Origin of the sequence: Streptomyces sp. NPDC059743 (assembly GCF_042732975.1) — a bacterium.
Taxonomy (GTDB): Bacteria; Actinomycetota; Actinomycetes; order Streptomycetales; family Streptomycetaceae; genus Streptomyces.
The window spans coordinates 240,023-266,118 of sequence record NZ_JBHWGS010000004.1; the positions used below are offsets into that span (position 1 = coordinate 240,023).

Annotated in this window: 25 protein-coding genes; 9 read left to right on the forward strand and 16 right to left on the reverse strand. The window is 70.4% G+C overall.

Annotation, left to right across the window (positions count from 1 at the left end; all coding sequences use genetic code 11):
• Positions 1 to 37 precede the first annotated feature (37 nt).
• From ACFV6H_RS09325 to infC, 5 genes are all read right to left on the reverse strand, one after another.
• On the reverse strand, positions 38 to 1,327 hold the full coding sequence (locus tag ACFV6H_RS09325) for an ATP-binding protein (protein WP_385540093.1): 1,290 nt from the start codon (positions 1,325 to 1,327) through the stop codon (positions 38 to 40).
• 196 nt (positions 1,328 to 1,523) lie between these two features.
• Complete coding sequence (locus ACFV6H_RS09330; protein WP_385540405.1) at positions 1,524 to 2,363, reverse strand: TrmH family RNA methyltransferase; 840 nt, start codon at positions 2,361 to 2,363, stop codon at positions 1,524 to 1,526.
• A 127-nt stretch (positions 2,364 to 2,490) separates the two neighbouring features.
• Complete coding sequence (gene rplT, locus ACFV6H_RS09335; protein WP_066950970.1) at positions 2,491 to 2,877, reverse strand: 50S ribosomal protein L20; 387 nt, start codon at positions 2,875 to 2,877, stop codon at positions 2,491 to 2,493.
• A 102-nt stretch (positions 2,878 to 2,979) separates the two neighbouring features.
• Positions 2,980 to 3,174, reverse strand: a complete 195-nt coding sequence (gene rpmI, locus ACFV6H_RS09340) for a 50S ribosomal protein L35 (RefSeq protein ID WP_046504486.1) — start codon at positions 3,172 to 3,174, stop codon at positions 2,980 to 2,982.
• Between the two features lie 126 nt (positions 3,175 to 3,300).
• Positions 3,301 to 3,963 carry a translation initiation factor IF-3 gene (gene infC, locus ACFV6H_RS09345; RefSeq protein WP_093602668.1) on the reverse strand — a complete coding sequence of 221 codons (663 nt, stop codon included), beginning with the start codon at positions 3,961 to 3,963 and terminating at the stop codon, positions 3,301 to 3,303.
• 444 nt (positions 3,964 to 4,407) lie between these two features.
• Between infC and ACFV6H_RS09350 the strand changes: the two genes are divergently transcribed.
• The gene (locus tag ACFV6H_RS09350; RefSeq protein ID WP_066950965.1) at positions 4,408 to 4,770 is read left to right on the forward strand and encodes a DUF1844 domain-containing protein; all 363 of its coding nucleotides are present in this window, start codon (positions 4,408 to 4,410) and stop codon (positions 4,768 to 4,770) included.
• A gap of 21 nt (positions 4,771 to 4,791) precedes the next feature.
• On the opposite strand, the gene ACFV6H_RS09355 is transcribed toward ACFV6H_RS09350, so the two are convergent.
• On the reverse strand, positions 4,792 to 5,523 hold the full coding sequence (locus tag ACFV6H_RS09355) for an SseB family protein (RefSeq protein WP_385540097.1): 732 nt from the start codon (positions 5,521 to 5,523) through the stop codon (positions 4,792 to 4,794).
• Between the two features lie 258 nt (positions 5,524 to 5,781).
• Here ACFV6H_RS09355 and ACFV6H_RS09360 point away from each other — a divergent pair, with 258 nt between their 5' ends.
• On the forward strand, positions 5,782 to 6,486 hold the full coding sequence (locus tag ACFV6H_RS09360) for a serine hydrolase (protein WP_385540099.1): 705 nt from the start codon (positions 5,782 to 5,784) through the stop codon (positions 6,484 to 6,486).
• Here ACFV6H_RS09360 and mycP read toward each other — a convergent pair.
• Together mycP and ACFV6H_RS09370 are read right to left on the reverse strand one after the other, a co-directional pair.
• Positions 6,452 to 7,651: a type VII secretion-associated serine protease mycosin gene (gene mycP / locus ACFV6H_RS09365; RefSeq protein ID WP_385540101.1), complete on the reverse strand. Its 1,200-nt coding sequence runs from the start codon at positions 7,649 to 7,651 to the stop codon at positions 6,452 to 6,454. The genes ACFV6H_RS09360 and mycP overlap by 35 nt on opposite strands.
• Before the next feature lie 41 nt (positions 7,652 to 7,692).
• The gene (locus ACFV6H_RS09370; protein WP_385540103.1) at positions 7,693 to 8,481 is read right to left on the reverse strand and encodes a hypothetical protein; all 789 of its coding nucleotides are present in this window, start codon (positions 8,479 to 8,481) and stop codon (positions 7,693 to 7,695) included.
• A gap of 595 nt (positions 8,482 to 9,076) precedes the next feature.
• On the opposite strand from ACFV6H_RS09370, the gene ACFV6H_RS09375 reads away from it, so the two are divergent.
• A complete protein-coding gene (locus ACFV6H_RS09375; RefSeq protein WP_384976565.1) occupies positions 9,077 to 10,279 on the forward strand; it encodes an amino acid deaminase/aldolase in 1,203 nt (400 codons plus the stop codon).
• Positions 10,280 to 10,380: 101 nt separating this feature from the next.
• Here ACFV6H_RS09375 and ACFV6H_RS09380 read toward each other — a convergent pair whose 3' ends face one another.
• Genes ACFV6H_RS09380 through ACFV6H_RS09390 form a run of 3 tightly spaced genes read right to left on the reverse strand, consistent with a single transcriptional unit; the run spans position 10,381 to position 13,928 of the window.
• Complete coding sequence (locus ACFV6H_RS09380; RefSeq protein WP_385540105.1) at positions 10,381 to 11,172, reverse strand: 3-oxoacyl-ACP reductase; 792 nt, start codon at positions 11,170 to 11,172, stop codon at positions 10,381 to 10,383.
• Positions 11,173 to 11,178: 6 nt separating this feature from the next.
• A complete protein-coding gene (locus ACFV6H_RS09385; protein ID WP_385540107.1) occupies positions 11,179 to 12,555 on the reverse strand; it encodes an aldehyde dehydrogenase family protein in 1,377 nt (458 codons plus the stop codon).
• A gap of 8 nt (positions 12,556 to 12,563) precedes the next feature.
• The gene (locus ACFV6H_RS09390; protein WP_385540109.1) at positions 12,564 to 13,928 is read right to left on the reverse strand and encodes a glutamine synthetase family protein; all 1,365 of its coding nucleotides are present in this window, start codon (positions 13,926 to 13,928) and stop codon (positions 12,564 to 12,566) included.
• A 99-nt stretch (positions 13,929 to 14,027) separates the two neighbouring features.
• On the opposite strand from ACFV6H_RS09390, the gene ACFV6H_RS09395 reads away from it, so the two are divergent.
• The 3 genes from ACFV6H_RS09395 (at position 14,028) to ACFV6H_RS09405 (ending at position 17,079) form a co-directional block, all read left to right on the forward strand.
• On the forward strand, positions 14,028 to 14,744 hold the full coding sequence (locus tag ACFV6H_RS09395; protein WP_385540406.1) for a FadR/GntR family transcriptional regulator: 717 nt from the start codon (positions 14,028 to 14,030) through the stop codon (positions 14,742 to 14,744).
• Positions 14,745 to 14,876: 132 nt separating this feature from the next.
• Entirely contained in the window at positions 14,877 to 16,343 is a 1,467-nt protein-coding gene (gene eat, locus ACFV6H_RS09400; protein WP_385540111.1) for an ethanolamine permease, read from the forward strand.
• Between the two features lie 37 nt (positions 16,344 to 16,380).
• A complete protein-coding gene (locus tag ACFV6H_RS09405) occupies positions 16,381 to 17,079 on the forward strand; it encodes a gamma-glutamyl-gamma-aminobutyrate hydrolase family protein (RefSeq protein ID WP_385540113.1) in 699 nt (232 codons plus the stop codon).
• A 13-nt stretch (positions 17,080 to 17,092) separates the two neighbouring features.
• Here the strand turns inward: ACFV6H_RS09405 and ACFV6H_RS09410 are convergent, their stop codons facing one another.
• Positions 17,093 to 18,025, reverse strand: coding sequence for a LysR family transcriptional regulator (locus ACFV6H_RS09410; protein ID WP_385540408.1), 933 nt, complete (start codon positions 18,023 to 18,025; stop codon positions 17,093 to 17,095).
• Positions 18,026 to 18,125: 100 nt separating this feature from the next.
• Here ACFV6H_RS09410 and ACFV6H_RS09415 point away from each other — a divergent pair, with 100 nt between their 5' ends.
• A complete protein-coding gene (locus ACFV6H_RS09415) occupies positions 18,126 to 19,301 on the forward strand; it encodes a TDT family transporter (protein WP_385540115.1) in 1,176 nt (391 codons plus the stop codon).
• 86 nt (positions 19,302 to 19,387) lie between these two features.
• On the opposite strand, the gene ACFV6H_RS09420 is transcribed toward ACFV6H_RS09415, so the two are convergent.
• The 3 genes from ACFV6H_RS09420 to ACFV6H_RS09430 all read right to left on the reverse strand — a co-directional run bounded on the left by ACFV6H_RS09420 (position 19,388) and on the right by ACFV6H_RS09430 (position 23,098).
• A complete protein-coding gene (locus ACFV6H_RS09420; RefSeq protein ID WP_385540117.1) occupies positions 19,388 to 19,936 on the reverse strand; it encodes a helix-turn-helix domain-containing protein in 549 nt (182 codons plus the stop codon).
• Positions 19,937 to 20,067: 131 nt separating this feature from the next.
• Positions 20,068 to 21,987 carry an ABC transporter permease/substrate binding protein gene (locus tag ACFV6H_RS09425; RefSeq protein ID WP_385540119.1) on the reverse strand — a complete coding sequence of 640 codons (1,920 nt, stop codon included), beginning with the start codon at positions 21,985 to 21,987 and terminating at the stop codon, positions 20,068 to 20,070.
• The gene (locus tag ACFV6H_RS09430; protein ID WP_385540121.1) at positions 21,980 to 23,098 is read right to left on the reverse strand and encodes a glycine betaine/L-proline ABC transporter ATP-binding protein; all 1,119 of its coding nucleotides are present in this window, start codon (positions 23,096 to 23,098) and stop codon (positions 21,980 to 21,982) included. Before ACFV6H_RS09430 ends, ACFV6H_RS09425 begins: the two co-directional genes overlap by 8 nt.
• Before the next feature lie 361 nt (positions 23,099 to 23,459).
• On the opposite strand from ACFV6H_RS09430, the gene ACFV6H_RS09435 reads away from it, so the two are divergent.
• Together ACFV6H_RS09435 and ACFV6H_RS09440 are read left to right on the forward strand one after the other, a co-directional pair.
• The gene (locus ACFV6H_RS09435; protein WP_385540410.1) at positions 23,460 to 24,365 is read left to right on the forward strand and encodes a 5'-3' exonuclease H3TH domain-containing protein; all 906 of its coding nucleotides are present in this window, start codon (positions 23,460 to 23,462) and stop codon (positions 24,363 to 24,365) included.
• Positions 24,366 to 24,444: 79 nt separating this feature from the next.
• Positions 24,445 to 25,314, forward strand: coding sequence for a siderophore-interacting protein (locus tag ACFV6H_RS09440; RefSeq protein WP_385540123.1), 870 nt, complete (start codon positions 24,445 to 24,447; stop codon positions 25,312 to 25,314).
• Between the two features lie 150 nt (positions 25,315 to 25,464).
• On the opposite strand, the gene ACFV6H_RS09445 is transcribed toward ACFV6H_RS09440, so the two are convergent.
• The gene (locus tag ACFV6H_RS09445; protein ID WP_384976586.1) at positions 25,465 to 25,971 is read right to left on the reverse strand and encodes a hypothetical protein; all 507 of its coding nucleotides are present in this window, start codon (positions 25,969 to 25,971) and stop codon (positions 25,465 to 25,467) included.
• Between the last annotated feature and the right edge of the window lie 125 nt (positions 25,972 to 26,096).

Sequence of the window (26,096 nt, forward strand, 5' to 3'; positions counted from 1 at the left end):
ACAGCCCGTAGCCCACTCAAGACAGCCCGTGGGCCGCTCAGGACAGGTAGACCGGAGCGCCGACAGGCAGGATAAATCGGAACTGGGCACCGCCGCCGGGTCCGCGGCCGACGGTGATCGTCCCGCCGTGCGCCTCGACGATGCCCTTGACGATATACAGGCCAAGGCCCGTCCCGCCGCGCTTGCTCCCGCGCCAGAAGCGGGTGAAGACGCGGCCCATCGACTCCTCGGGAATGCCGGGGCCCTCGTCGCACACGGTGACGGACGTTCCCTTCTCTGTCTTCTCCTCGCGCTGGAGCGAGGCGGTGGCCACCTCGATGGTGACGGTTCCCTCGCCGTGGCGCACCGCGTTTTCCAGCAGATTGCCGAGAATCTGGTCGATCTTGTCGGGATCGGCCCACAGATCGGGCAGCGGCTGCTGGATCCGTACAAGAAAACGGTCCGGCGACTGTCCGGCGGCGGTGTGCGCCTGGACATGGCGTCCGACGGCCGCGCCGATGTCGACGGGCTGACGGCGCACCTCCAGCCGGCCGGAGTCGATCCGGGAGATGTCGAGCAGCTCCGCGATCAGCCGGGTGACACGGTTGGCGTCGGCGTCGACGGTCTCCAGCATCAGCCGCTTCTGGTCGTCGGTGAACCGTTCCCACTTGGCGAGCAGCGTCGCCGTGAAGCCCTTCACCGAGGTGAGCGGCGAGCGCAGCTCATGGGCGACGGTGGCGATCAGCTCGGCGTGGCTGCGCTCGGTGCGCCGACGGGCCTCCGTACCGCGGATGGAGATCACGAGCCGGCGGACGGGCCCGGTCGGATACGCGCGCACATAGCGGGCCGAGACCAGCACCTCACGGCCGCCGGGCAGCAGCAGATTACGCTCGGGCTGGCCGACCCGGGTGGCGAGCCCGCCGTACGGATCGGTCAGCGCCCACCAGCGGCGGCCCTTGAGATCCTCCAGCGGCAGCGCGAGGTCCAGCGGCCGGCCGAGGGCCTCGGAGAGCGGTACGGCGGTGATACGGGCGGCGGCGGCGTTGAAGCAGACGACGCGCCCGCTCTCGTCGGCGACGACCAGACCGTCGGGAAGCTCGTCGGGATCGACCTCCAGCGCGTCACCACCGCCACCGGAAGCGATCACACACCCGAGCGCCTCGGCGCCGGCGGACGGGGATGCGGACGGGGATACGGAGTCGGGGCTGGACGCCGAAGCATCCTCCGGCCCGGGCACCGGGGCGCCGTCGTCGGAGTCGGTCACCGGACCGCCGTCGGGCGCAGGCCCGGGCACCTGGGCAGCGTCGGGTGCAGGGCCGTCGGGGGCAGGCGTCAGGGCATCATCCATGGGCAGCGGCATCGCGTCACCGTCGTGGTCCGGTACCGGCTCGGGGGCGGCACCGGAGACCGCGCGCGGTAAAGGTCCCTGGACCGCGGCGGGTCCGCTCGCCCCGACAGTCATGCCCGCATCCCACCTCTTCCGCGTAGCTCAGTGGGCCCCGAAGCCGCCACATTACTAGCTCAATGTGACGGAGCGGACCCCCTCAGCACGCACGAAGAACTCGCTGGGCACGTGCTGACGCATACAGACATACGGCTGCGGCGGTCGCCAGGTTCAGACTCTCCGCCTTTCCATGGATCGGCACCCGCACCACCGCGTCCGCGAGGGCACGGGTCTCCGCCGGCAGCCCCCATGCCTCATTGCCGAAGATCCAGGCCGTGGGCCCGCCCATGGTGTCCGCGTCCAGCTCGTCGTCCAGGTCTCTCTCGCCCGCGCCGTCGGCGGCGAGGACACGGACGCCCTCGTCCCGGAGCCCGCGGACCGCCTGTTCCACCGGGATTCCGACGACGACCGGCAGATGGAAGAGCGAGCCGGCCGAGGCACGGACCGACTTCGGGTTGTAGAGGTCGACGGAGGCGTCGGTGAGGACGACGGCGTCGGCACCCGCGGCATCCGCGCAGCGCAGCACCGTACCGGCGTTGCCGGGATCACGGACATGGGCGAGTACGGCGACGAGCCTGGGCCGGGCCCGCAGGACGGACTCGAACGGCGAGTCGAGGAAGCGGCAGACGCCCAGCAGCCCTTGCGGAGTCACGGTCTGGGAGACATCGGCGAGCACCGCGTCGGCCGCGTGGTGGACCCGGGCCCCGGTGGCCCGTGCCGCGTCCACGATGTCGGCGTACCGCTCGGCGGCCTCCACGGTGGTGAACAGCTCGGTCAGCGTGGGCTCGCCGTCCTCTCCCCGATGGGCGACCGCTTCCCGTACGGCCTGCGGTCCCTCGGCGATGAACCGGCGTTCCTTGCCGCGGAAGGCGCGCTTGGCGAGCCTCCTGGCGGCCGTGACGCGCGGGGAGCGCGGGGAGATCAGCTCGGGGGTGCCCATGGGCGGCGGCTCGCTTTTCGTCGGGTGGATCGTGTTCGTACGCATACGGGGTGGGTCCAGGAACGCATCGGACCCGCAGGCGCGGTGCCTGCGGGTCCGGTGTGAAGGAGAGACGGCCTGACGGAGATCAGGCAGCGGCCTTCGGGGCGTTGACATCGCTCGGAAGGGCCTTCTGCGCGACCTCGACCAGCGCGGCGAACGCACCGGCGTCATTGACGGCCAGCTCGGCGAGGATCTTGCGGTCCACCTCGACGTTGGCGGCCTTCAGACCCTGGATGAAACGGTTGTACGTGATGCCGTTGGCGCGGGCAGCGGCGTTGATGCGCTGGATCCAGAGCTGCCGGAAGTCGCCCTTGCGCTTCTTGCGGTCGTTGTAGTTGTAGACGAGGGAGTGGGTGACCTGCTCCTTCGCCTTGCGGTACAGGCGCGAGCGCTGGCCGCGGTAACCGCTGGCCTGCTCCAGAATTGCCCGGCGCTTCTTGTGGGCGTTGACTGCCCGCTTGACGCGTGCCACGTGTTAACTCCTTGTAGCGGGGCCGTGGTTGGACTCACACGGCCCGGAAACGAATAGGTCCCGGTCCTGTTGGCGCGCCCCCGGTCACCGGGGGCCGCGACATCACTTGCCGAGAAGCTTCTTGATCTTCTTGGCGTCGCCCGGGGCCATCTCGGCGTTGCCGGTGAGGCGACGCGTCAGCTTGGACGACTTGTGCTCGAGCAGGTGGCGCTTGCCGGCCCGCTCGCGCAGCACCTTGCCGGAGCCGGTGATCTTGAAGCGCTTGCTGGCACCGCTGTGCGTCTTGTTCTTCGGCATAGCGCCGTTCTCTCCTCGTCAGTGGCGCTCCCAGCCGACTGTGGCCAGCCGGCGCGCGGGAGCGTCAGATCTCTGGTGTGTGGTTCCGGACCGGAGCCGTGGGCCGCCTGGATGGCATCCCTCGGGTCAGGCGTCGGACGATGCCTCGGCCGGAGCCTCCACGGTGGTGTCCGCGGACTCCTCGTGCGTGCTGCCCTGGCGCTCGGCCTTGCGGGCGGCCTGTGCCTCACGGGCCTCGGCCATGGCCTCGGTCTTCTTCTTGTGCGGGCCAAGAACCATGATCATGTTCCGGCCGTCCTGCTTCGGGTTCGACTCGATGAAGCCGAGTTCCTCGACGTCGGACGCGAGCCGCTGGAGCAGCCGGAAGCCCAGCTCCGGGCGGGACTGCTCACGACCACGGAACATGATCGTGATCTTGACCTTGTCACCCTGCTTGAGGAACCGGACGACATGACCCTTCTTGGTGTCATAGTCGTGCGGGTCGATCTTGGGCCGGAGCTTCATCTCCTTGATGACCGTGTGCGCCTGGTTCTTGCGCGCCTCACGGGCCTTCATGGCCGACTCGTACTTGAACTTCCCGTAGTCCATGAGCTTGCACACGGGCGGACGGGCGTTCGCCGCGACCTCGACCAGGTCCAGGTCGTACTCCTGCGCAAGCTCCAGGGCCTTGGCGAGCGGCACGATGCCCACCTGCTCGCCACTGGGACCGACAAGTCGCACTTCGGGAACGCGAATCCGGTCGTTGATGCGGGGCTCGGCGCTGATGGATCCTCCTCGGTAGCACCACACGACTGTCTGGCAGACAGCCGCGTAACGTCTGTTTTCCTAGGGACCAACCGCGGCGGAACACGAAAAATGCCCCGGACGGCACACAGGCAGGGCTCCTTCTGACTACCGGAGCACCGCCGCGCATGTACCACGGGGCGCGTCGGGCGGCTCCATCGTCCGTACGGAACGATGGGCACCACCTGACCGGTGACCCGCCGCCCCTGAGGGGCAGCCAGGTGGGAGATCGGAGCCTCCACTTGTGGGCCGGGCATAAGGATGTCCGGCCGGTCGTAACGCAAGGTTAGCAGCTCCCCGGAGCGGGGGCGAACCCAGTGACTCCCACGGGCTCCGGGCCCCAGGCCCCGGTCGGCTCTCGTCGGCTCGTCCGGCTCTCTCGTCGGCCCGTCCCGGCTCGTCCGGCTCCCGCGGGCGGGCCCTGCCTCATGTACGCCTATCGTATGGGGCATGAGTGACGCCACCTCCCCCCAAGAGTCCCCCGGCTTCGACGCCATGACCCGCGACATCGCGGAGGTTCCGGCCGTCGAGGTGATCGTCACGGTCGCGGTGAATCTGATGAGCGCGGCGGCCGTGAAACTCGGTCTGACCGAGGACGGCGAGGAGCACAAGGACCTGGACGAGGCGCGGAAGCTGGTCCACGCGCTGGCCGGGCTGATGGACGCGAGCGCGACGGAGATCAGCTCGTTCCACGCGGCGCCGCTGCGGGACGGGCTGAAGTCGCTCCAGCTCGCGTTCCGTGAGGCGTCGGTCGTCCCTGACGAGCCGGGACAGGGCCCGGGCGAAAAGTACACGGGCCCGGTCTACGGCTGATTCCGCGCCGTCGCGACGTAATTACTGACGTACGAACAGGGGCTCGCCCGGTGGCGTGGCCTCGGCCGGCAGCAGAGCCAGGTCGAGTCCGCGTACCAGGCGGGCCCTCAGCACATCGTCGGCCGCGAGGGACCCGGCGATCCTGCGGGCCGCCTCGGCCGGAGGCACGGCCGGGTCCAGGACCAGCGCGAGAGTGCCGTCCGCGCTGCCGGGACCGAGATACGCCCGGAGCACCGCGGGCTCGGCGGCGGCCACGGAGCGCACCGCTCCGGTCACGGCGGGATCGTCGAGCGGATCGGCGCTCGTACGGCCCTCGGCGAGGGCGAGCAGCGCGGGCCCGGTGAGCTGGTACGGCACGGGCCCGGCGAGATCGAGCACGACCGTATCGGCCTTCTCGTGTGCGGCGGCCCGGAGCGCCTGGTGCAGCGGTACGGCGACGGGCCGGGCCCCGGGATCCCAGCGGGCCAGCGTCTCGGTGGAGGTGAAGGCGGGCAGCGCGCGGCGGTCGCCCGCCGTCAGCGTCGGCACGGCCATGTCGCTGGTCTTCTCGTGGCGCAGCCCTCGTTCGTCCTCCTCGCTCTCACCGAGCACGGCGACGACGGGAACCAGCAGCCGGGCGTCCCTGAGCGCGCTGAGGACCTGTGGCTCCGCCGACCGGTCCACGGCCCAGGCGGCGAGTGCCGCCGTCAGCACGGGATCGGCGGTGCCGTCGTCGTCGGAGAAACCGGAGTCGGGAATGTTCTTGAGCGTCACGGGTCGAGCCTAGGCCGTGTCTGCCACATAGCGTCGTCCGCCCGCAGGGCGGGGCTCACGGCGGCTGGTGCGTGCGATCGCAAGGCGGAGGATCAGCCGTGTACTGGACGTACTCGGCTGACTCCGACAACGCGGCGAGCGTGCGTGCCAGGCGTCGCGAGCCAGACGGGATGTGGCAGACACGGCCTAGGCCCCGGTCGCCGGGGGACGTGATCGGGTAGGCGGAACCTAGTCCGGGAGAGGACGTACGGTCGTCCAGTGGATCTCTCCGTCGCGGTGTACGACATGGCCGACGGGCGCGAGGCGGCGTACGGCGAGGACCGTACCTACGCCTGCGCCAGCGTGGTGAAACTCGCGATCCTGGCGGCGCTGCTACTGCGGGCGCGGGATGCCGGGCGATGGCTGACGGCCGAGGAGCGGCGGCTCGCGGCGGCCATGATCGAGCGCAGCGACAATGACGCGGCGACGGAGCTGCGCGCGTCGGCCGGTGGGCCGGCCGGGCTGGACTCGGCGTATGCGCGGCTCGGTATGGCGCGGACCTCGGCGGCGCCCGCCTGGGGGCTGACGCGGACCACCGCGCGCGATCAGCTCACGCTGCTGAAGGCCGTGTTCGGTACCGGTTCGGGGCCCGGGCCCGGCTCGCAGACAAGCGTGGAGGCGGGCGCGGAAGCGCGGACGGGCTCAGTCCTGGACGTACGGTCGCGGCGGTTCATCGCGGGGCTGATGGAGCGGGTGGTACCGGGACAGGACTGGGGCGTTTCTGCGGCAGGCGGCGACTGGGCGCTGAAGAACGGCTGGCTGCCGAGGACGGCGAGCGGTCTGTGGGTGGTCCATTCGGTGGGCCGGGCGGACGGCTGTCTGATCGCCGTGCTCTCCGACGGTCATACGTCCCTGGACACGGGCATCGCCCGGGTCGAGACAGCCGCCGTCAGTGCCGTACGCCGTATGCGCCGAAGCGTCTGACACCGCCGCGCCAGAGCACCACCGCACAGGCCAGCAGCACCGCGCCGATCCCGCCGGCCGTCGGCGCGAGCCAGGCGGCCGGTTCCGGCTCCACGCGCGGTACGGCGGGCCCGCTGCCGAAGTACCGCTTGCCGTATCCGGTGGCCTGGCCCCGCAGATCCGTACGCGGCAGTTCGGCACCGGCCTCGATGGCGGCGGCCGGATCGACGAGACCGTACCCACGGGCATCGTCACGGCCGCCCTGGGGCGCGTCGCGCGCGGTGTCCGCGAGAAGCTTCTTGATCTGGGCGGGCGTGAGATCGGGGTACGCGGAGCGTACGAGCGCGACGGCGCCGGAGACGAACGCGGCGGCGGCGCTGGTGCCCCAGCCCTCGTAGTAGCGGCGGTCCGGATCCGCTATCACCACATCGACACCCGGTGCGCTGACGGTGGCGTACCAGCGGCTGGTGGAGAACGCGGCGTGTGTGCCGTAGCGGTCGACGGCCGCCACCGCGATCACTCCGGGATAGGCCGCGGGATACGAGATGTGGTCGCCCTTCTCGCCGCCGTTGCCGGCCGACGCGACGACGACCGCGCCCTTGGCGAGCGCGTACTGGACGGCCGCGTCCTCGCCCGGCTCCGGATGGGCCGACTCGCTGTCGTCGCCGAGGGAGAGATTGATGACGTCGGCGCCGTTGTCGGCGGCCCAGCGGATGCCCTCGGCGAGTGCGCCGCCCTTGGAGTTACGGGCCTTGGCGCGGGCGGGATCGGTGCCTTCGAGGATCACGCGTACGGGAAGGATCTTCGCCTCGGGCGCGATCCCGAGGACGCCCTCCGAGCGTTCGTACCCATGGCCGTGTCCGGCGATGATGCCGGCCATGGCGGTGCCGTGCCGGGCGAAGGAGCGGTCGCCTTCGGTGGCGCCGAAGCCGATCAGATCCTTGCCGGGCAGCACCTGTCCTTCGAGATCGGGATGGGTGCCGTCGACGCCGGTGTCGAGCACCGCGACGGTGACACCGCTGCCCTGGGACTTACGCCAGGCCTGCTCGGTGTGCAGGGCGTCGAGGGCCCACTGCTGAGCGCGTATGGCGTCGGCGTGTGCGGAGGTGGCGGGGACGAGGAGCAGGAAGGACGCGGCGGCGGCCACGGCGGCGAGACGGTGACGTCGCCGGGGGCTGCCAGGCATACGGGATGAGCGGGGCGTACGGGATGCTGGCGTCAGCCTCATCAAGGGACCACCGTGCCCGCGCTCACGGCCGTACGCAGTCCTCGTTCGATTCGGTCCGCGATGCCCTTGGCCTCATGGCCGAGCCCGGCCTGCGCGGGTGCGGACGTGGCGCCCTTGGCCATGGCCTTGTCGACGGGCTGAGGCGTGGTGACGGTACGTCCGTCCGCGAAGCCGGAGACCGCGTACACGACGACGGGTGCCTCGGTGAGGACGCTCACCGTCCAGCTCGCGCGCTGCGCGGGACCGAATGCTGCGGCGACGGTGCCCTCGACGGGAAAGGTCAGAGGCATCAGATCGGTGCGTTCGGTGAGCCGCTCGGTGCGGAACCGCGTGCTCAGGGCGTCCATCCCGGCGGGCTCGGCGTCGGTGAAGACAAGCCCTACGGTGGTGACGCTGGTGGAGGTGGCGTCGGCGTACGTGGCGCGCAGCACGCGCGCGCAGCCGACCGGGCGCAGGGTGCCCAGCAGCAGAGGATCGAGGGTGCCGGCGCAGCCGCTGTCGGGCGCGACACCGATCCTGGTCCACTCGCGGTCCGCGCCGCCGGGCCCGGCACCGTCGCCCGTGAGCTCGGAGGGAAAGAGTGTGTCGACGGGGACGCTGTGCCACAGGGCGCGCGCGGTGGTGTACGTGTCTTGGGCGGCGGGTTCTGCGGCGGAGTTGCCGGTCAGCCAACTGCCGGTGACGGCGCCTCCGATGAGCCCGAGGCCGAGCACGACACAGGTGATGGCGGCGGCCGTTCTGACCGGGCGCCTGGCGGGCACGGGCCGCAGCCGGGTGGTGGTCTCCATCGGCGACTCGGGCCCTGGCGTGAGGCCGATTCCGAGCCCGGTTCCGGTTCCGGTTCCGTCGAAGGGTCGGCTCCATGGCGCGGGCGGTACACGCGGCGGTGGAAGCGGGACCGGGGCCGGGGCCGGCGATACGACGCGCAGCCGGGTGGTGATCTCGTCCTGCGGAGGTTCGGCGGTGGGACGGCTCTCGCCACGGGGCCTTGGGGCGCCGACCGATGGAACCGGGGCGGCCGGCGGCGGGACCGAGGGCGGCGGCGGTATCCGTGGTGGGACTGTCTCCGGGGCGGCCGGTCCGGGCTGGGCCGGAGGTGCCGCCGGTGGTGTCGTGGGACGTGGTGGTACGGGAGCGCGTCGTGCTTCGGTGCTCATCCGCCCCCCTGTGACGCCGTACAGACTCATCCACCGCGCACCGGAAACCCGCGCACGCCGGTCCCGCGCATACCGGTCCCGCCGTACGGGACGGGCCCGTTCGCCGCTGCGTGTGCGTCACTCTACGGGCTTGGACAGGCCCGGCGGGAACGAGCGCGGAGGCCCGGGTCGATCTGCCCAGATCATCCCCCTACCGTGCGGTAATCACGTCTGGCAAGCTCGGCCCATGACTCCGCGCGCCACCGACCGGGCCCGGTACGACCGGGCCACCGCTCATCTCGACGCCCCGCTCGCGCTTGTCGATCTCGACGCCTTCGACGCCAACGCCGACGATCTCGTACGCCGTGCCGGAGGCAAGCCGATCCGGGTGGCCAGCAAGTCGGTACGCTGCCGGGCGCTGCTCGAACGGGTACTGGCACGCGATGGCTTCGCGGGGATCATGTCGTTCACACTCGCCGAGTCGCTGTGGCTGGCGCGCGCCGGATTCGAGGACGTACTCCTCGCCTATCCGTCCGCCGACCGTGCCGCCTTCGCGGAACTCGCCGCCGATCCCAAGCTCGCCGCAGCCGTCACCGTGATGATCGACGATCCGGCGCATCTCGATCTGATCGACGCGGCACGCGGCGGCGGGAAGGAAGAGTTCCGGATCTGTCTGGAACTGGACACATCCTTGCGGCTGTTCGGCGGCCGGGTCAGGATTGGTGCACGACGTTCCCCGCTGCGCGAGCCGGCCCAACTGGCCGAGCTGGCCAGACATATAGCCCGGCGCCCCGGATTCCGGCTGGTCGGGCTCATGGCCTACGAAGGCCACATCGCCGGGGTCGGGGACGCCCTGGCAGGACAGCCGCTGCGCTCGCGGGCGATTCGGCTGATGCAGTCCGCGGCACGCAAAGAGCTGACGGAGCGGCGCGCCGCGGTGGTGCGTGCCGTACGGACCGTCGCCCCGGAGCTGGAGTTCGTCAATGGCGGCGGCACGGGCAGTGTGCAGCACACAGCGGCAGAGGATGCCGTGACGGAGATCGCCGCGGGCTCCGGGCTCTATGTTCCACGGCTCTTTGACAACTACACATCGTTCACGGGCCGTCCGGCGGCGCTCTTCGCCCAGCCCGTCGTCCGCAGGCCCGGCGTCGGTGTGGTGACCGTGCTCGGCGGTGGCTATCCGGCGTCCGGGGCGGCGGGCCGGGACCGGCTGCCGGTGCCGTATCTGCCCGAAGGGCTCCGTTACGACGGACAGGAGGGCGCCGGTGAGGTGCAGACGCCACTGCTCGGATCGGCGGCCGACGATCTGCTGATCGGCGACAAGGTGTGGTTCCGGCATGCCAAGGCCGGTGAGCTGTGCGAGCGGTTCGACACACTGCATCTGGTGGAGGGCGACCGCGTGGTGGCGACCGCACCCACCTACAGGGGCGAGGGCCGTACGTTCCTCTGACCTCGCGGCCGACGCGCGGTCCCGTCCCCGCCGGTGAGGGGAGGACGGGACCGGCACAGCTCAGCTCCTGACCATGGTCTTGGCCTGGCCCTGGTCCTGGTCTAGAGCGGGGTGACGTAGGCGCCGGAGATACCGCCGTCGACCAGGAAGTCCGTGGCGTTCACGAACGACGCATCGTCGCTGGCGAGAAAGGCGACCGCCGCCGCGATCTCGTCCGCCTCGGCGAACCGGCCCACCGGGATATGCACCAGCCGGCGCGCGGCCCGCTCCGGGTCCTTGGCGAACAGCTCCTGGAGCAGCGGGGTGTTGACCGGCCCCGGGCAGAGCGCGTTCACCCGGATTCCCTCACGGGCGAACTGCACTCCCAGCTCACGGGACATCGCGAGCACGCCTCCCTTGGACGCGGTGTAGGAGATCTGCGAGGTCGCCGCGCCCATCCGTGCCACGAAGGACGCCGTATTGATGATGGATCCCTTCCTCTGGCGCCGCATATAAGGGATGGCGGCCTTGCAGCACAGATAGACGGAGGTGAGATTGACGTCCTGCACGCGCTTCCACGCGTCGAGGTCCGTGGTGAGGATCGAGTCGTCCTCGGGCGGTGAGATACCGGCATTGTTGAAGGCAATATCGACGCTGCCATAGGTGTCGTACGCCGTCTTGAAGAGCGCGTCGACCTCGTCGGCGCGGGTGACATCGACCTGTACGAAGGTCCCGCCGACGGCGTCGGCGGCGGCCTTGCCCGCGGTCTCGTCGATGTCTCCGCAGACGAGGTGCGCGCCCTCTGAGGCGAGCCGGCGCGCGGTGGCCAGCCCGATGCCGCTGCCGGCTCCGGTGATCACGGCGGTACGGCCGACCAGTCGGCGGCAGACGGTGTCGTTGGTGGGGGCGGTCATGATGGCTCAGGCCTCCGTGCTGATGAAGACGTTCTTGGTTTCGGTGAAGGCGGCGAGGGCGTCGGGGCCCAGTTCACGGCCGAGTCCGGACTGTTTGTAGCCGCCGAACGGAGTCCCGTAGCGGACGCTGCTGTGGGAGTTGACGGACAGATTGCCCGCGGCGACGGCGCGCGAGACCCGCAGGGCTCGGCCGAGATCGCGGGTCCAGATTGATCCGGCGAGGCCGTAGTCGGTGGCGTTGGCCAGCCGGACGGCGTCCGCCTCGTCCTCGAAGGGCAGGACGACGGCGACCGGCCCGAAGACCTCCTCGGTCGCGACCGGCGCGTCCGGTTCCACATCGGTGAGGACGGTCGGCGGGAACCAGAAACCGGGGCCGCCGGGAGCGCTGCCGCGGATGGCCTTGACGCCCTCGGGGACATATGACCGTACGCGCTCCAGTTGGACGGCCGAGATCAGCGGGCCCATCTGGGTCCTCTCGTCGGACGGGTCGCCGACGACGACCGACTCGACGGCCAGCGCGAGGAGTTCCAGGAACCGGTCGTGGACCTCGCGCTGGACGAGGATTCGGGTGCGGGCGCAGCAGTCCTGGCCCGCGTTGTCGAGGAACGCCATCGGGGCGGTGGCGGCGGCCTGTTCGAGATCGGAGTCGGCGAAGACGATATTGGGGCTCTTGCCGCCGAGTTCAAGCGTCACGCGCTTCACCAGGGCAGCGCATTTGGCCATGATCTGCTTGCCGACACGGGTGGAGCCGGTGAAGACAATCTTGGCGACTCCGGGATGCTCGACCAGCGCGTTGCCCGCCACATCGCCGGCGCCTGGCAGGACCTGGAAGAGATGCTCGGGAAGCCCTGCCTCCAGGGCGAGTTCGGCCAGCCGCAGCGCGGTCAGCGGCGTGGTCTCGGCGGGTTTGAGGAGTACGGCATTGCCCGCGGCGAGGGCCGGAGCCGTGCCCCAGGCGGCGATGGGCATGGGGAAGTTCCAGGGAGCGATCACTCCGACGACACCGAGCGGCTCCAGCAGCGTGATGTCGAGCCCTCCGGCCACGGGAATCTGCCGGCCGCTCAGCCGCTCCACTCCTCCGGCGCAGTAGTCGAGGAGATCGCGGACATTGCCGGCCTCCCAGCGGGCGTTCCCGAGGGTGTGGCCCGCCTCGCCGACCTCCATCCGGGCCAGTTCCTCGATGTGCTCGTCGACGACGACGGCGAAGCGGCGCAGCAGCCGGGCGCGCTCGGCGGGAGCCAGGGCCGCCCATCGGAGCTGGGCCGCCGAGGCCCTCCGTACGGCCGTGTCGACCTGGGCCGGAGTGGTCGCCGGGACCGTGGCGACGGTCTCGCCGGTGGCCGGGTTGAGAACAAGATGTCCGGCGGCATGATGTGCGTGCACGTCGTTCCTCACAGACGTTCGAAGGAGCGGCGAAGCTCCCAGTCGGTCACCGCGGCGTCGAAGGCCTTCACCTCGACACGGGCCATATTGCTGTAGTGCGCCACGACGTCGTCGCCGAAGGCCGCGTGCGTGAGAGTGCTGTTCTCCCAGAGCTCGGCGGCCTCGCGCAGGGTGGTCGGGACCTGGTCGTAGGCGGCGGCGTAGGCATTGCCCTCGCATGCCTCGGGGAGTTCCAGTGCGTTCTCGATGCCGTACAGCCCTGCGGCGACCATTCCGGCGACGGCGAGATACGGGTTGACGTCTCCGCCGGGCAGCCGGTTCTCGAAGCGCAGGGACCGGCCATGGCCGACGACCCGCAGCGAACAGGTGCGGTTGTCATGGCCCCAGGCGACGGCGGTGGGCGCGAAGGAGCCCGGCTGGAAGCGCTTGTACGCGTTGATGGTCGGCGCGTACAGCAGGGAGAAGTCACGGAGCGCGGCGAGCTGGCCCGCCAGGAAGTGGCGCATCACGGGCGACATCCCGTCCGGCCCGTCCCCGGCCATGACATTGGTGCCGTGCTTGTCCTGGAGCGAGAGATGGATATGGCAGGAGTTGCCCTCGCGCTCGTTGAACTTGGCCATGAAGGTGAGCGAGACGCCTTCCTGGGAGGCGATCTCCTTGGCACCGGTCTTGTAAATGGCGTGCTGGTCACAGGTGACGAGGGCTTCGTCGTACTTGAAGGCGATCTCGTGCTGGCCGGGATTGCACTCGCCCTTCGCGGATTCGACGGTCAGTCCGGCGCCGGCCATCTCGTTGCGGATCCGGCGCAGCAGCGGTTCGATCCGGCCGGTGCCGAGGACGGAGTAGTCGACGTTGTACTGGTTGGCGGGAGTCAGCCCGCGGTAGCCGCTGTCCCAGGCCTGTTCATAGGTGTCCTTGAAGACGATGAACTCCAGCTCCGTGCCGACATGCGCGGTGTAGCCGTACTCGGCGAGCCGGTCGAGCTGACGGCGGAGGATCTGGCGGGGAGCCGCGACAACGGGTGAGCCGTCGCTCCAGGCGAGGTCCGCCATGACCATCGCGGTGCCCTCGTTCCAGGGCAGCCGGCGCAGTGTGGTGAGGTCCGGGCGCATGGCGAAGTCGCCGTAGCCGGTGTCCCAGGAGGACATCGCGTATCCGTCGACGGTGTTCATATCGGTGTCGACGGCGAGGAGATAGTTGCAGCCCTCGGCGCCGTGCTCCAGGACGTCGTCGACGAAGAAGCGCGCGGCGAACCGCTTGCCCTGGAGCCGGCCCTGCATATCGGGGAACGCCAGGACCACCGTGTCGATCTCACCGCTCTCCACGAGGATGCGCAGCTTGTCGACGGCGAGCGGGGATGTGCGGTCTGCCACGGGATTACTCCTCCTTCGGTCAGCCGGAAGCCATAAGGTATTCCTGGAGACCTTTGGTTGGGAAGGGGAATCGGCGACGTGGCGAAGAAGAACGAGCCGATGGACCCGCTGACTCCGGTGCTGCGGCCCGTGCGGGCGGGAAACGGCTTCGAGGAGGCGCTGGAGCAGATCCTCCAGGTCGTCAGGCTCGGTCTGGTGGCGGGCGGCGAACGGCTGCCCGCCGAGCGGGAGCTCGCGGACCGGCTGCGGATCAGCCGGGTGACACTGCGCGAGGTGCTCAAGGTGCTCCAGGACCAAGGGCTGCTGGAGAGCCGGCGAGGCAGATACGGCGGGACGTTCGTACGGCCCAGACCCGACACTCCGGTCGGCGGCGCCGAGGAGGAGCTGCGCCGGCGGGTGGCCGGCGTGGACATCGAGGACGTCCTGCGTTTTCGCGAGGTGCTGGAGGCGGGCGCGGCGGAACTGTGCGCGACGGACGGGCTGACCGGTCAGCGGGCCGGGCGGCTGCGCTCGGCGCTGGCCGCGACACACGACGCGCCGCTCATGGAGTACCGCAGGCTGGACACGCTGTTCCATCTCACGCTCGCCGAGCTGTCCGGCTCCGCGACGCTGACCGCCCAGTACGCGGCCGTGCGGGCGACGGTCAACGATCTGCTGGACTGCATCCCGCTGCTCGTCCGGAATCTGGAGCACTCGCAGCGGCAGCACACGGCGCTGGTCGAGGCGGTGCTCGACCAGGACGCGGACGCGGCACGCGAGATCGCGCGTGAGCACTGCGGCGGTACGGCCGCACTGCTGCGCGGCTTTCTGACCTGAGCGCGGGCCGTGCCGGAACGGAAGCGGTGACGGCCGTAGCCGTAACAGCCGTTTAACGCACGAGTCTTGCGCGCGGCCATCAGGAGCGCAAAGGTATGCCCTCACACCTTTACCCCGAGGCAGGAGCTGCTCATGTCCGACGGCACCGACTCGCGCATCCCGACGGCCGTCCCGGCCGACACGGCCCAACAGGACGCCGACTATCTGCGACGGCGCGCGCTGCGCCGGGGCAGCGCCGGCTGGCTGCTGCTCACCGGTCTCGGTGTCGCCTATGTCGTCTCCGGTGACTTCTCGGGCTGGAACATCGGTCTCTCCGAGGGAGGCTTCGGCGGTCTCGCCATCGCCACACTGCTGATGGGTGTCATGTACGCCTGTCTGGTCTTCTCCCTCGCCGAACTCTCCGCCATCCTGCCCACCGCGGGCGGCGGTTATGGCTTCGCCCGGCGCGCGCTCGGCACCTGGGGCGGCTTTCTGACCGGTACGGCCATCCTGATCGAGTACATCCTCGCGCCGGCCGCCATCTCGATCTTCATCGGTGACTATGTCGAGTCGCTCAATCTCTTCGGGCTGACGGCCGACTGGCCGGTCTATCTGGCCTGCTTCGCGATCTTCATAGGGATCCATCTCTGGGGCGTCGGCGAGGCGCTGCGCTTCAGCCTCGTGGTGACGGCCATCGCGGTGGCGGCGCTGCTGATCTTCGCGGTCGGCGCGTTCACCGAGTTCGACGCGAGCGGGCTCAATGACATCCCGGTCGACCAGGACGCGTTCGGCTCCGGGTCCTGGCTGCCGTACGGCGTGCTGGGCATCTGGGCGGCCTTCCCGTTCGGTATGTGGTTCTTCCTCGGGGTGGAGGGAGTGCCGCTGGCCGCCGAGGAGGCCAAGGATCCGGTGCGTTCGATGCCGAGGGCGCTGTCGATCTCCATGGGTGTGCTGGTCCTGCTCGCGCTGATCACCTTCTTCGCCGCGACGGGCGCACGCGGCTCGGCCGCCGTCCAGGACGCGGGCAATCCGCTGGTGGTCGCGCTCCAAGGAGACGGCGATCCGACCGCGCTGAGCCGGTTCGTCAACTACGCGGGCCTCGCCGGTCTCGTCGCCTCCTTCTTCTCGCTCATCTACGCCGGATCACGGCAGCTCTTCGCCCTCTCCCGGGCGGGCTATCTGCCTCGCTTCCTCTCCCTGACCAGTGCCCGCAAAGCTCCCTATCTGGGGCTGCTGATCCCGGGCGCAATCGGTTTCGCGCTGGCGGCGGGCACCGGCGACGGCGGGCGGATGCTGAATGTGGCGGTGTTCGGCGCCACCATCTCGTATGCGCTGATGGCCCTGTCCCATCTGGTGCTGCGCCGCCGTGAGCCGGGGCTGGCCCGGCCGTACCGCACACCGGGCGGCATGCTCACCTCCGGCGCCGCGTTCGTACTGGCCCTGTCGGCGCTGGTGGCAACGTTCCTGGTGGACAAGGACGCCGCGTTCATCGCGCTGGGCGTCTATGTCGTCGCTCTCGCGTACTTCACCTTCTACAGTCGGCACCGGCTGGTCGCGGCTGCTCCCGAGGAGGAGTTCGCGGCCCTGGCCGCCGCCGAGGCCGAACTCGAACGCGGCTGAGGACAGCATCCGGCACTCACGGAAGGACCGGGACGCCATGAAACCGCTCATCGGGATCAGCACCTATCTGGAGAAGTCCGCCGCATGGGGCGTCTGGGAGCTGCCGGCGGCGCTGCTGCCGGCCGGTTATCCCAGAATCGTCCAGCGGGCCGGCGGGCTCGCCGCGATGCTTCCGCCGGACGGCCCGGACGCCGCTGCCTCGGTGGTGGCCAGGCTCGACGGTGTGGTGATCGCGGGCGGTCCCGATGTGGAGCCCGTACGGTACGGAGCCGAGCCGCACCCTCGTACCGGGCCGCCTGCCCGGGAGCGGGACGCCTGGGAACTGGCCCTGATCGACGCCGCTCTGGCGTCCGGCACACCGCTGCTGGGGATCTGCCGTGGCATGCAGTTGCTCAATGTGGCGCTGGGCGGGACGCTCGTCCAGCATGTGGAGGGACACACCTCGCCGGTCAAGGGCACCTTCGGCGAGCATCCGGTGAAGCCGGTGCCCGGCACCCGCTACGGCGCTCTGGTGCCGGAGGAGTTCGCCGTACCGACACACCATCACCAGACGGTGGACCGGCTGGGTGAGGGACTCACCGTGTCGGCGTTCGCGGCGGACGGCACGGTCGAGGCGGTCGAACTGCCGGAGCCGCACTGGGCGCTGGGTGTGCAGTGGCATCCCGAGATGGCCGACGACACGCGTGTGGTGAGCGCGCTGGTCCGGGCCGCCGCGTCACGGGCCACGGGCACCTGAATCCCCGGCGTACTCAGTCCGGGACGCCGCGCGTCAGGGAGAGCAGATCGCGGGCCGGGCCCACGGGCCGGATGCCGACCGGCCAGACCGCGCGCAGATCACGGCGGAGCCGTATGCCCTCCACCGGCACTCTGACGAGCCGGTGGGCGGCCAGCTCCTCGCCGACCGCGAGTTCGCTCAGTACGCACGGTCCCGCGCCGCTCACGGCAGCGGCCTTGAGCGCGGTGGTGGAGGCGAGTTCGAGCAGCGGCTCGGCCACTCCGCCGTACGGAGCGAGCCCGGCGTCCAGCACCTGACGGGTGCCGGAGCCGGGTTCCCGCAGGATCAGCGCTGTCCCGGCCAGTTCCGCCGGATCGATCGGGCCACGGCGGCGGGCCCAGGGATGACCAGGTGCGGCGACCACCAGCAGCCGGTCATGGCCGATGACCGCCGAGTCGAGGCCCTCGGGCGCGGCCGTGCCCTCCACGAAACCGAGATCGGCCTCATGGGCGAGCAGCCGCTCGGCGACCGCCGCGGAATTGCCCGCGCGCAGGGAGACCGCGGTGTCCGGCCGGGCCCTGCGGAGCGCCACCAGCCAGCCGGGCAGCAGATACTCGGCGATCGTCATACTGGCGGCCACGCGCAGCCGTGAGTCCCTGCGGCCGCGCAGCGCCTGCGCTCCGGCGTCGAAGGCCTCGGCCGCCTCCACCACGCGTCCGGCCCAGTCGGTGACCAGGGCCCCGGCGTCGGTGAGCCGGGAGCCGCGCGGTGAGCGGTCCACCAGTGCCACTCCGAGGAGCCGCTCCATGGCCCGGATACGGCCGCTGGCGGCGGGCTGGCTGATGCCCAGCTCACGGGCGGCCCGGCCGAGGCTGCCGAGGGCGACCGCGAGCAGCAGCTCCAGAGCGCCGAGATCGGGCACCCGGTGGGCCAGAGGCACGGCGCCTGGCGCGGCGAGATGAGCCATGGCGCGGTCGGAGTGCGGAGCATTGGTCATAACTCCAGGTTATGACCTCATAGCGACAACGGGCCTGGTGGGGGCCGTGGGCGGACGCGAGGGTGGAGGCATGGCCACTCTCACGCATCCCACCAGGGCGTATCCCTCCGCCACCGGCGGTCCGCGCGCCGTCCCTCGGGTGCGGCCACGGCTGCCGTGGCTCCGCCATCTCGGACCGAACTGGTACGCGACGGTGATGGGGCCCGCGATCGTGGCCACCGCAGGTGCCGGGCTGCCCGTGGATGTCCCGGGACTGCGGGCCGGCTGTGTGGCGGTCTGGGCGCTCTCCGTGGTGGCGCTCGCCGTGCTGCTGACCGCCCGCGCGGGACACTGGCTGTGCCACCGCGACCGGGCGCGTGCCCAGCTCCGTGATCCGGCCATGGCGCCGTTCTACGGCTGTCTGGCGATGGCGCCGCTGGCCGTCGGGGCCGCCACGCTGGCCGTGGGCCGTGATGTGCTCGGGGAGCGCGCGGCGGTCGTCATGGACGCGGCACTCTTCGGCGTGGGCACGGCCCTGGGCCTTGTGTTCGCCGTGGCCATTCCGTATCTGCTGGTCGTACGCCATCGTCCGGGCCCTGGCGAGGTGTCGCCGGGGTGGCTGCTGGCGGTGGTGCCGCCCATGGTCTCCGCGGCGGTCGGCGCCTCGCTGGTGCCGTATCTGCCGGTGGGCCAAGGGCGCGAGACGCTGCTGTTCGGCTGCTATGCGCTGTTCGGCCTCAGTCTGCTCGCGACGCTGACCTTGCTCCCGCTGCTCTTCGGCCGACTGCTGCTCCATGGCCCGCTGCCGCTCGCGCTGACTCCGGCGCTCTTTCTGGTGCTCGGCCCGCTGGGACAGTCCGTCACAGCGGTCGGCAGGCTCGCCGAGGCGGCGCCCGGAGCGGTCGGCGCTCCGTACGCGCGGGCGCTGGGCGCCTTCGCGGTGGTGTACGGCGTGCCGGTGCTGGGATTCGCGCTGCTGTGGCTGGCGCTGGCGGCGGCCCTGGTGGTGCGGGCCGCCCGGCACGGAATGCGGTTCACGATGGCCTGGTGGGCCTTCACCTTCCCGGTCGGTACGTGTGTGACGGGCACCGAGGCGCTGGCCGGCCGTACCGGTCTGGTGGCGCTGGAATGGCTGGCGGTGGGCCTGTACGTACTGCTGGTGACGGCCTGGGCGGTGGCCGGTTGGCACACACTGCGCGGGCTGATCGGCGGAGCGCTGCTCGCAGCACCGCCCGCGCCTCGGTCGGCGACGGCCAGTACCGCGTAAGAGCCCGTACGGCATGAGAGCCCGTACCGCGTAAGAAGCCGTACCGCACGAGAAACCGCCCGCCGACCAGTGCGGCGGCCGGCCGCTCAGCGCCGTGGATCGACGGTCGCGTCGATGTGCTCGGCGACGGCGACGACAAGGATGCGGGTGCCGGGCTCGGTGGCCCGCCAGCGGTGCCGTACGCCACCGGAGAGATACAGCGTGTCACCGCGCTCCAGCCGGTAGGCACGGCCCTCGGCCTCGACCTCGGCGGCGCCGTCGGCGATGTACATGATCTCGTCGTTGCGGTGCTGGTACTCCCGGCCCGTGTCCTGCTCGCCGGTGAATTCCTTGGCGTTGAGCTGATGTCCGCCCCGGACCACCCGCCGGACGCCGGGCCCGGTGTCGGCGGCCCGTACGACATCGACCGTGCGCGCGGAGTCGGCGGCGGCGTGCAGCCGTGCGGGCGTCGTCTCCAGGGCGTCCGCCACCCGTTCCAGTGACCGGGTGCTCGGCCGGGCGCGCTCGTTCTCGATCTGGCTGAGGAAGGGCACCGACAGTCCGCTACGGGCGGCGACCGCCGCCAGGGTCAGGCCCAGGGACCTGCGCCGCCTGCGGACGGCCGCGCCCACCCTGAGCGCTTCCTTGTCGTCCATGACTGGCTCCCTCCCGACCGGATCGTCATCTTCTCAGAGTTGACGCCAGTACAAGAGCTGTCCTGCCTCACCCGCTGCCGAACCCCGGGCGGTACGAACACACGGGCGAGGGAAGCAGGCGGCCCCCGGGGTCAATAATGCGCGTCGGCGGGTGATTCGCAAAGAGCCCCGGCATCTGCCCGAGCCCCGGCATCTGCCCGACAGCCGGGAAGCGGGTGGGACGCGCCCGCCGCCTTGTCCGCGCCGCCGACCGGAGTCCACCGGTCGGCGAGACCGGGATGGTCCTTGAGCCAGGCCCGTACGGCCTCCTGCTCCTTCCCCTTGCCGATCGACTGGATCCGCGCCTCAAGTCCGGTGAGCTGTTCCTCGCTCATCGTGAAGTCCTTCAGCCAGGACGCGGCCTGCGGATGGTCGGCGGAGAAACCCTTGCGGGCCAGGGTGTGGACACCGTCGCTCTCCGCGCCGAAGGCCTTCCTCGGGTCCTTCAGCTTGGTGAGGTCGTATGTGCTGTATGCCCAGTGCGGCGACCAGAGCACGACGACGACAGGTTCCTTCTTCTGGTACGCGCGCTTCAGCTCGGCCAGCATGCCGGGCGTGGAGCCGTCGACCAGGGTGTACTCGTCCTCCAGGCCGTACTGCTTGAGGACCTTGTCCTTGAGCAGGCCCATCTCGCCCGCGCTGGGCTCGATGCCGATGATCCGGCCCTTGAAGGTGGAGCCCTTGCCCTTGAGGTCGTCGAGGGAGTCGAAGCCCTTCACATAGGCGGGCACGGAGAGCTCCAGCGAGGTCTGGTCGTACCAGGAGCCCAGGTCCTCCAGACCGTTCTTGTACTTCGCCCAGTACGCGGCATGCGTGACCGGCAGCCAGGAGTCGGTCTGGATATCGATCTGGCCGCCCGCCTGGCCGGTGTAGAGGGAACCGGCCTCGTACTGCCTGGCGTCGACCTCGAAACCGCGCCGCTCCAGCAGCTCCTTCCAGAGGAAGGTGGAGGCGATGCCCTCGTCCCATGGGATGTATCCCATGCTGATCTTCTTGCCCTGGCCGACGTTCCCGGCGTCGGAGGCGGTGTTCGTGGCGGGCGAGGAGCCGCCGAACAGGCCGATGCCGCCCGCGACGAGCGCGAGCACGACCACTCCCGCGAGGACGACGACGGGCTGCGGACGGTGGTTCCAGAGCTTCACTCCGCCCGTCAGCTCCTTCGCCCTGGCCAGCGCGCGGCGGCCGACCGGCGAGACCTGGAGGCTGAGGGCACCGGTGATCCGGTCCAGATACATCGCCAGGATGACGACGGAGACACCCGCCTCGAAGCCGAGGCCGATATCGACATTGCCGATGGCGCGGTAGACGGCGCCGCCGAGTCCGCCGCCGCCGACCATGCCCGCGATGACCACCATGGACAGGCCCAGCATGATGACCTGATTGATACCGGCCATGATCGTCTGGAGGGCCAGCGGAAGCTGTACGCGCAGCAGTGTGTTGCGCGGGCTGGTGCCGAACGCCTCGGCGGCCTCGACCAGTTCTCCGTCGACCTGACGGATGCCCAGCTCGGTCATCCGGACGCCGGGCGGCAGCGAGAAGATGATCGTGGCGATGATGCCGGGAACCACTCCGACACCGAAGAAGAAGACTCCCGGGATCAGATAGACCATGGCGGGCATGGTCTGCATGAAGTCGAGCACCGGCCGGGTGAGCGAGCTGACCGTTCTGGAGCGCGCGGCCCAGACGCCCAGCGGGACCGCGATCAGCAGCGTCACGATGGTCGAGACGAGTACCAGCGAGAGAGTCGCCATCGAGTCGTCCCACAGCTCGACGGAGTCGATCAGGGCGAAGCCGGCGAAGGTGAGGACGCCCGCGACCAGGCTGCGCAGCCACCAGGCGAGGACGGCGAGGATGCCCGCGAGGAGCAGCGGCTCCGGCGCGGAGAGCACCGCGTCGATGCCGTCGTACATTCCGGAGACGATCGAGCCGATCGCGTCGAACAGCCAGGAGAGATGGCGCTGGAGGAAGTCGACGGCGGAGTCGACACCGTCGCCGAGACGGAACCTAGGCACGGGTGACCGCCTTGCCTGCGGCGGAGGACTGCGCGGGTACGGGCACCATCGGCTCGCCGAGTACGGCCAGCAGCCGGGCGCGCGGCACCACTCCGACGAGTTTGCCCTTGCCGTCGGTGACGGCGACCGCGACTCCGCTGGTGGAGCAGGGCGTGAACAGCTCGCTGATCGGGGTCGACTCGACCACACCGGCGGGCGCGGCGGACAGGACGTCCTCGGCGGTGAGGAGTTCTCTGCCGTCGTCCGTACGCGTGCCGTAGACGGTTTCGGGATCGGACATGATCGCACCGGCCGTGAGCACCCGGGAGCGGTCGACGTCCTTGGTGAAGGAGGCGACATAGTCGTTGGCGGGAGTGACGAGGATGTCCTCGGCGCTGCCCTGCTGGACGATCTCGCCGTCGCGCATCACGGCGATCCGGTCACCGAGGCGCATGGCCTCGTTGAGGTCATGGGTGATGAACACGATGGTCTTCTTGAGGCGCTTCTGGAGTTCGAGGAGCTGATCCTGCATATCGCGGCGGATCAGTGGGTCGAGCGCGCTGAAGGACTCGTCCATCAGCAGCAGATCGGCGTCGGTGGCGAGGGCACGGGCGAGGCCGACGCGCTGCTGCATACCGCCGGACAGCTCGTCCGGCCAGGACGTCTCCCAGCCGCCCAGACCGGTGAGCTCCAGCGCCTCGGCGGCGCGCTTCGCACGCTCCGCGCGCGGTACGCCCTGCACTTCCAGCCCGTACGCGGCGTTCTCCAGGACACTGCGGTGCGGAAACAGCGCGAAGTGCTGGAAGACCATGCTGATCCTGGTGGAGCGGACCTGGCGCAGCTCCTGCGGACTCAGGGCGGTCAGGTCCTGGCCGTCGAAGAGGACCCGTCCCGAGGTGGGTTCGAGCAGCCCGTTGAGCATGCGCAGCAGCGTGGACTTGCCGGATCCCGACAGACCCATGACGACGAAGATCTGGCCCGGCTCGACCGAGAAGGAGGCGTCGATGACCGCTGCCGTCGTGCCGGCCGCCCGCAGCTCGTCACGGTCCGTACCGTTCTTCAGCAGGGACACGGCTTCGTCGGGTTGTCTGCCGAAGACCTTGTACAGATGGTCGGCTTGCAGCCTGGACACATATACCTCACGCGTTGAACGGATACGGCCCGCACACCCCCGCGGGCAGGCCGTGGAACGAGCGGGTTCGGCCCGCCGCACCCGCTGTGGCCATGGAAGATGCGCCCGGGTTCGCTCCGGGGGCGCGCCTGCCCTTGGTTACACGAGCCAAACGATTTAGTGGCCCAGGTCACAGCGGATCGGGCGACATCGGCGTGAAATTCCCTTCCGCAGAGGGAGCGATGACAGCCTGTGACTGTCTTTGACCGCTCTTGCGGTCATTCCGCCAGGGCGGTCGGCAGGTGGTCGGCAGGCGCCGGCTGTCTGTCGGCGGCGACTGTCAGTGGGCTGGGGCATCATCGGGGTTGTGACGCGACGCCTGATGCTCCTCGACACCGCTTCCCTCTACTTCCGGGCCTATTTCGGGGTTCCCGACTCCGTACGGGCCCCGGACGGCACCCCGGTCAACGCGGTGCGCGGGCTGCTCGACTTCATCGCACGCCTGGTCCAGGACCATCGGCCCGACGAGCTGGTGGCCTGCATGGACGCGGACTGGCGGCCTCAGTGGCGGGTGGAGCTGATCCCGTCGTACAAGGCCCATCGGGTGGCCGAGGAGCGGGCGGAAGGACCCGACGAGGAGAAGACTCCGGACACGCTCACGCCACAGGTCCCGGTCATCGAGGCGGTGCTCGACGCGCTCGGTATCGCCCGGATCGGCGTCGCGGGATACGAGGCGGACGATGTGATCGGCACGCTCGCCGGCCGGGCGACGGGCCCGGTGGACATCGTCACCGGCGACCGCGATCTCTATCAGCTCGTGGACGACGCCCGTGGTGTCCGGGTGCTCTATCCGCTGAAGGGCGTGGGCACGCTCCAGCTCACCGACGAGGCGGTGCTGCGCGAGAAGTACGGAGTCGACGGGCCCGGGTATGTCGATCTGGCGCTGCTGCGCGGCGATCCGAGCGACGGACTGCCCGGTGTGCCGGGAATCGGCGAGAAGACCGCGGCCAAGCTGCTGGACGCCTTCGGCGATCTGGCCGGGATCATGGCGGCGGTGGACGATCCGCGCTCGAAGCTCACTCCTTCGCAGCGCAAGCGGCTGGACGAGGCCCGGGATTATGTGGCGGTCGCGCCCACGGTGGTCCGGGTCGCCGGGGACGTTCCGCTGCCGGAATTCGATCCGGCCCTGCCCTCGCAGCCGCGCGATCCGGCGCTGGTCGAGGCGCTCGCCGCCCGGTGGGGGCTCGGCGGTGCGCTCCAGAGACTTCTGGTCACACTGAAGAGCTGAGGTCCACGGCAGGGCCGTCCCCGGGCCGAGGTGTTAGCTTAGGTAAGCCTAAGCATCACCAGAGTCTGGGGAGACCACCGTGGCAGAACAGCCGGCCCGCAGGGCACCGAAGGCGCGTGAGGCACAGGTCGTGAGCACCGAGTGGCTCACTCCGCATATGGTGCGTGTCGTTCTGGGCGGTGACGGGTCGGCCGGACTGGAGGCCGGTGAGTTCACCGACCACTACATCAAGCTGCTGTTCGCCGCGGACGGTGTGACCTATCCCGAACCGTTCGACATGGAGCGGATCCGCGCGGAGTTCCCGCGTGACCAGTGGCCCACGACCCGTACGTACACGGTGCGCGCCTGGGACCGGGACGCCGGCGAGCTGACCGTCGACTTCGTGGTGCACGGCGACGAGGGCCTGGCCGGACCCTGGGCGGCCCGGGTGCGGCCGGGCGAGACCGTACGGTTCCTCGGGCCCGGTGGCTCGTACGCACCGGACCCGGCGGCGGACTGGCATCTGCTGGCCGGGGACGAGAGCGCCCTGCCCGCGATCGCCGCCTCGCTGGAGCGGCTTCCGGCCGGCGCGCCCGTGCATGCCTTCGTCGAGGTCTCCGGCCCCGAGGAGGAGCAGAAGGTCACGACGCCGGACGGCACCGGGATCACCTGGCTGCACCGCGGTGACCGCCCGGTCGGTGAGGCGCTGGTCGCCGCCGTACGGGAGTTGGAGTTCCCCGCGGGTGATGTCCATGCCTTTGTACACGGCGAGGCCGGCTTTGTACGGGACCTCCGCCGTCATCTGCGGCTGGAGCGCAACGTCCCGCGCGAGCGGCTGTCGGCGTCGGGATACTGGCGGCTCGGCCAGAGCGACGAGGCCTGGCGCGCCGTCAAGCGCGAGTGGAACGAGCAGGTGGAGCGGGAGCAGGAGACGCGAGAGCAGAAGGCACGGGAGCAGAAGGTGAGCTGATCTTCGTACCGCTTACCGCTCCCCTGGCAGGAAGAAAGGCCATCCGCGCTCCGGCGCCCGGGTGGCCTTTCGTATGCCGCGTGCTGTGGGCCGTGTACGTCGTACCGCTGACGCACCAACGCGTCAACGCACCGACGTACCGACGCGCCGTCAGAGCGTCGGCAGCACCGATGCCTTCAGATCGCCGTGCGGATCGTAGACGGCGCACATGATGTCGCGGTCGCCGTCCGCCCAGGTCTCCTCCGTCGGCAGGATCGGAAAGAAGTCGAGCCCGGACTTCTCCCGGCTGGTCCAGTGGACCCGGAAGCCGCGCTCGCAGCCACGCCACGCGAAGTCCGCCAGCGCCGGACGGTCATAGGCGCCGTCCTCGGCCTCCAGGAAGCCGTACGACTGGTTGGCCGCGCCCTCACGGCACGCGCGGTAGAGCACGACCTTCTCGTCCGCCGTCACCGAGTACGTGGGATCGGTGAAGCACTCCGCGCCCTCGATCAGCAGGATGCCCGACGTCTCCGCCGTGATGAAGGTGTCGTCCTTGTGCACCGCGACCGCCGACGGCTCGACCAGCAGAGTGCCCAGCGCGAGCAGGCTCGGAACGGCGGCCAGCAGACGGGTTGTCCGGCGACGGGCGGTGGCGGGGCGGGCAACGGCGACGGGCATGGGCGGGCACCTGAGGAGAGAGAACGGGCAGGCAGCCCGAGGAGCGGGCGGCCCCGGCCAAACGAATCCAGCCAGCCACCGGTGAACAGCGGAGTTCCTGCGGGCAACGGCCGCGGGCACGGCCG

Excerpts from the sequence above, each read along its gene's own strand:
- ACFV6H_RS09325 (WP_385540093.1), bottom strand. The coding sequence starts at position 1,327 with ATGGATGATGCCCTGACGCCTGCCCCCGACGGCCCTGCACCCGACGCT.
- ACFV6H_RS09330 (WP_385540405.1), bottom strand. The coding sequence starts at position 2,363 with ATGGGCACCCCCGAGCTGATCTCCCCGCGCTCCCCGCGCGTCACGGCC.
- rpmI (WP_046504486.1), bottom strand. The coding sequence starts at position 3,174 with ATGCCGAAGAACAAGACGCACAGCGGTGCCAGCAAGCGCTTCAAGATC.
- ACFV6H_RS09350 (WP_066950965.1), top strand. The coding sequence starts at position 4,408 with ATGAGTGACGCCACCTCCCCCCAAGAGTCCCCCGGCTTCGACGCCATG.
- mycP (WP_385540101.1), bottom strand. The coding sequence starts at position 7,651 with ATGCCTGGCAGCCCCCGGCGACGTCACCGTCTCGCCGCCGTGGCCGCC.
- ACFV6H_RS09370 (WP_385540103.1), bottom strand. The coding sequence starts at position 8,481 with ATGGAGACCACCACCCGGCTGCGGCCCGTGCCCGCCAGGCGCCCGGTC.
- ACFV6H_RS09375 (WP_384976565.1), top strand. The coding sequence starts at position 9,077 with ATGACTCCGCGCGCCACCGACCGGGCCCGGTACGACCGGGCCACCGCT.
- ACFV6H_RS09380 (WP_385540105.1), bottom strand. The coding sequence starts at position 11,172 with ATGACCGCCCCCACCAACGACACCGTCTGCCGCCGACTGGTCGGCCGT.
- ACFV6H_RS09395 (WP_385540406.1), top strand. The coding sequence starts at position 14,028 with ATGGACCCGCTGACTCCGGTGCTGCGGCCCGTGCGGGCGGGAAACGGC.
- eat (WP_385540111.1), top strand. The coding sequence starts at position 14,877 with ATGTCCGACGGCACCGACTCGCGCATCCCGACGGCCGTCCCGGCCGAC.
- ACFV6H_RS09405 (WP_385540113.1), top strand. The coding sequence starts at position 16,381 with ATGAAACCGCTCATCGGGATCAGCACCTATCTGGAGAAGTCCGCCGCA.
- ACFV6H_RS09410 (WP_385540408.1), bottom strand. The coding sequence starts at position 18,025 with ATGGCTCATCTCGCCGCGCCAGGCGCCGTGCCTCTGGCCCACCGGGTG.
- ACFV6H_RS09415 (WP_385540115.1), top strand. The coding sequence starts at position 18,126 with ATGGCCACTCTCACGCATCCCACCAGGGCGTATCCCTCCGCCACCGGC.
- ACFV6H_RS09420 (WP_385540117.1), bottom strand. The coding sequence starts at position 19,936 with ATGGACGACAAGGAAGCGCTCAGGGTGGGCGCGGCCGTCCGCAGGCGG.
- ACFV6H_RS09435 (WP_385540410.1), top strand. The coding sequence starts at position 23,460 with ATGCTCCTCGACACCGCTTCCCTCTACTTCCGGGCCTATTTCGGGGTT.
- ACFV6H_RS09445 (WP_384976586.1), bottom strand. The coding sequence starts at position 25,971 with ATGCCCGTCGCCGTTGCCCGCCCCGCCACCGCCCGTCGCCGGACAACC.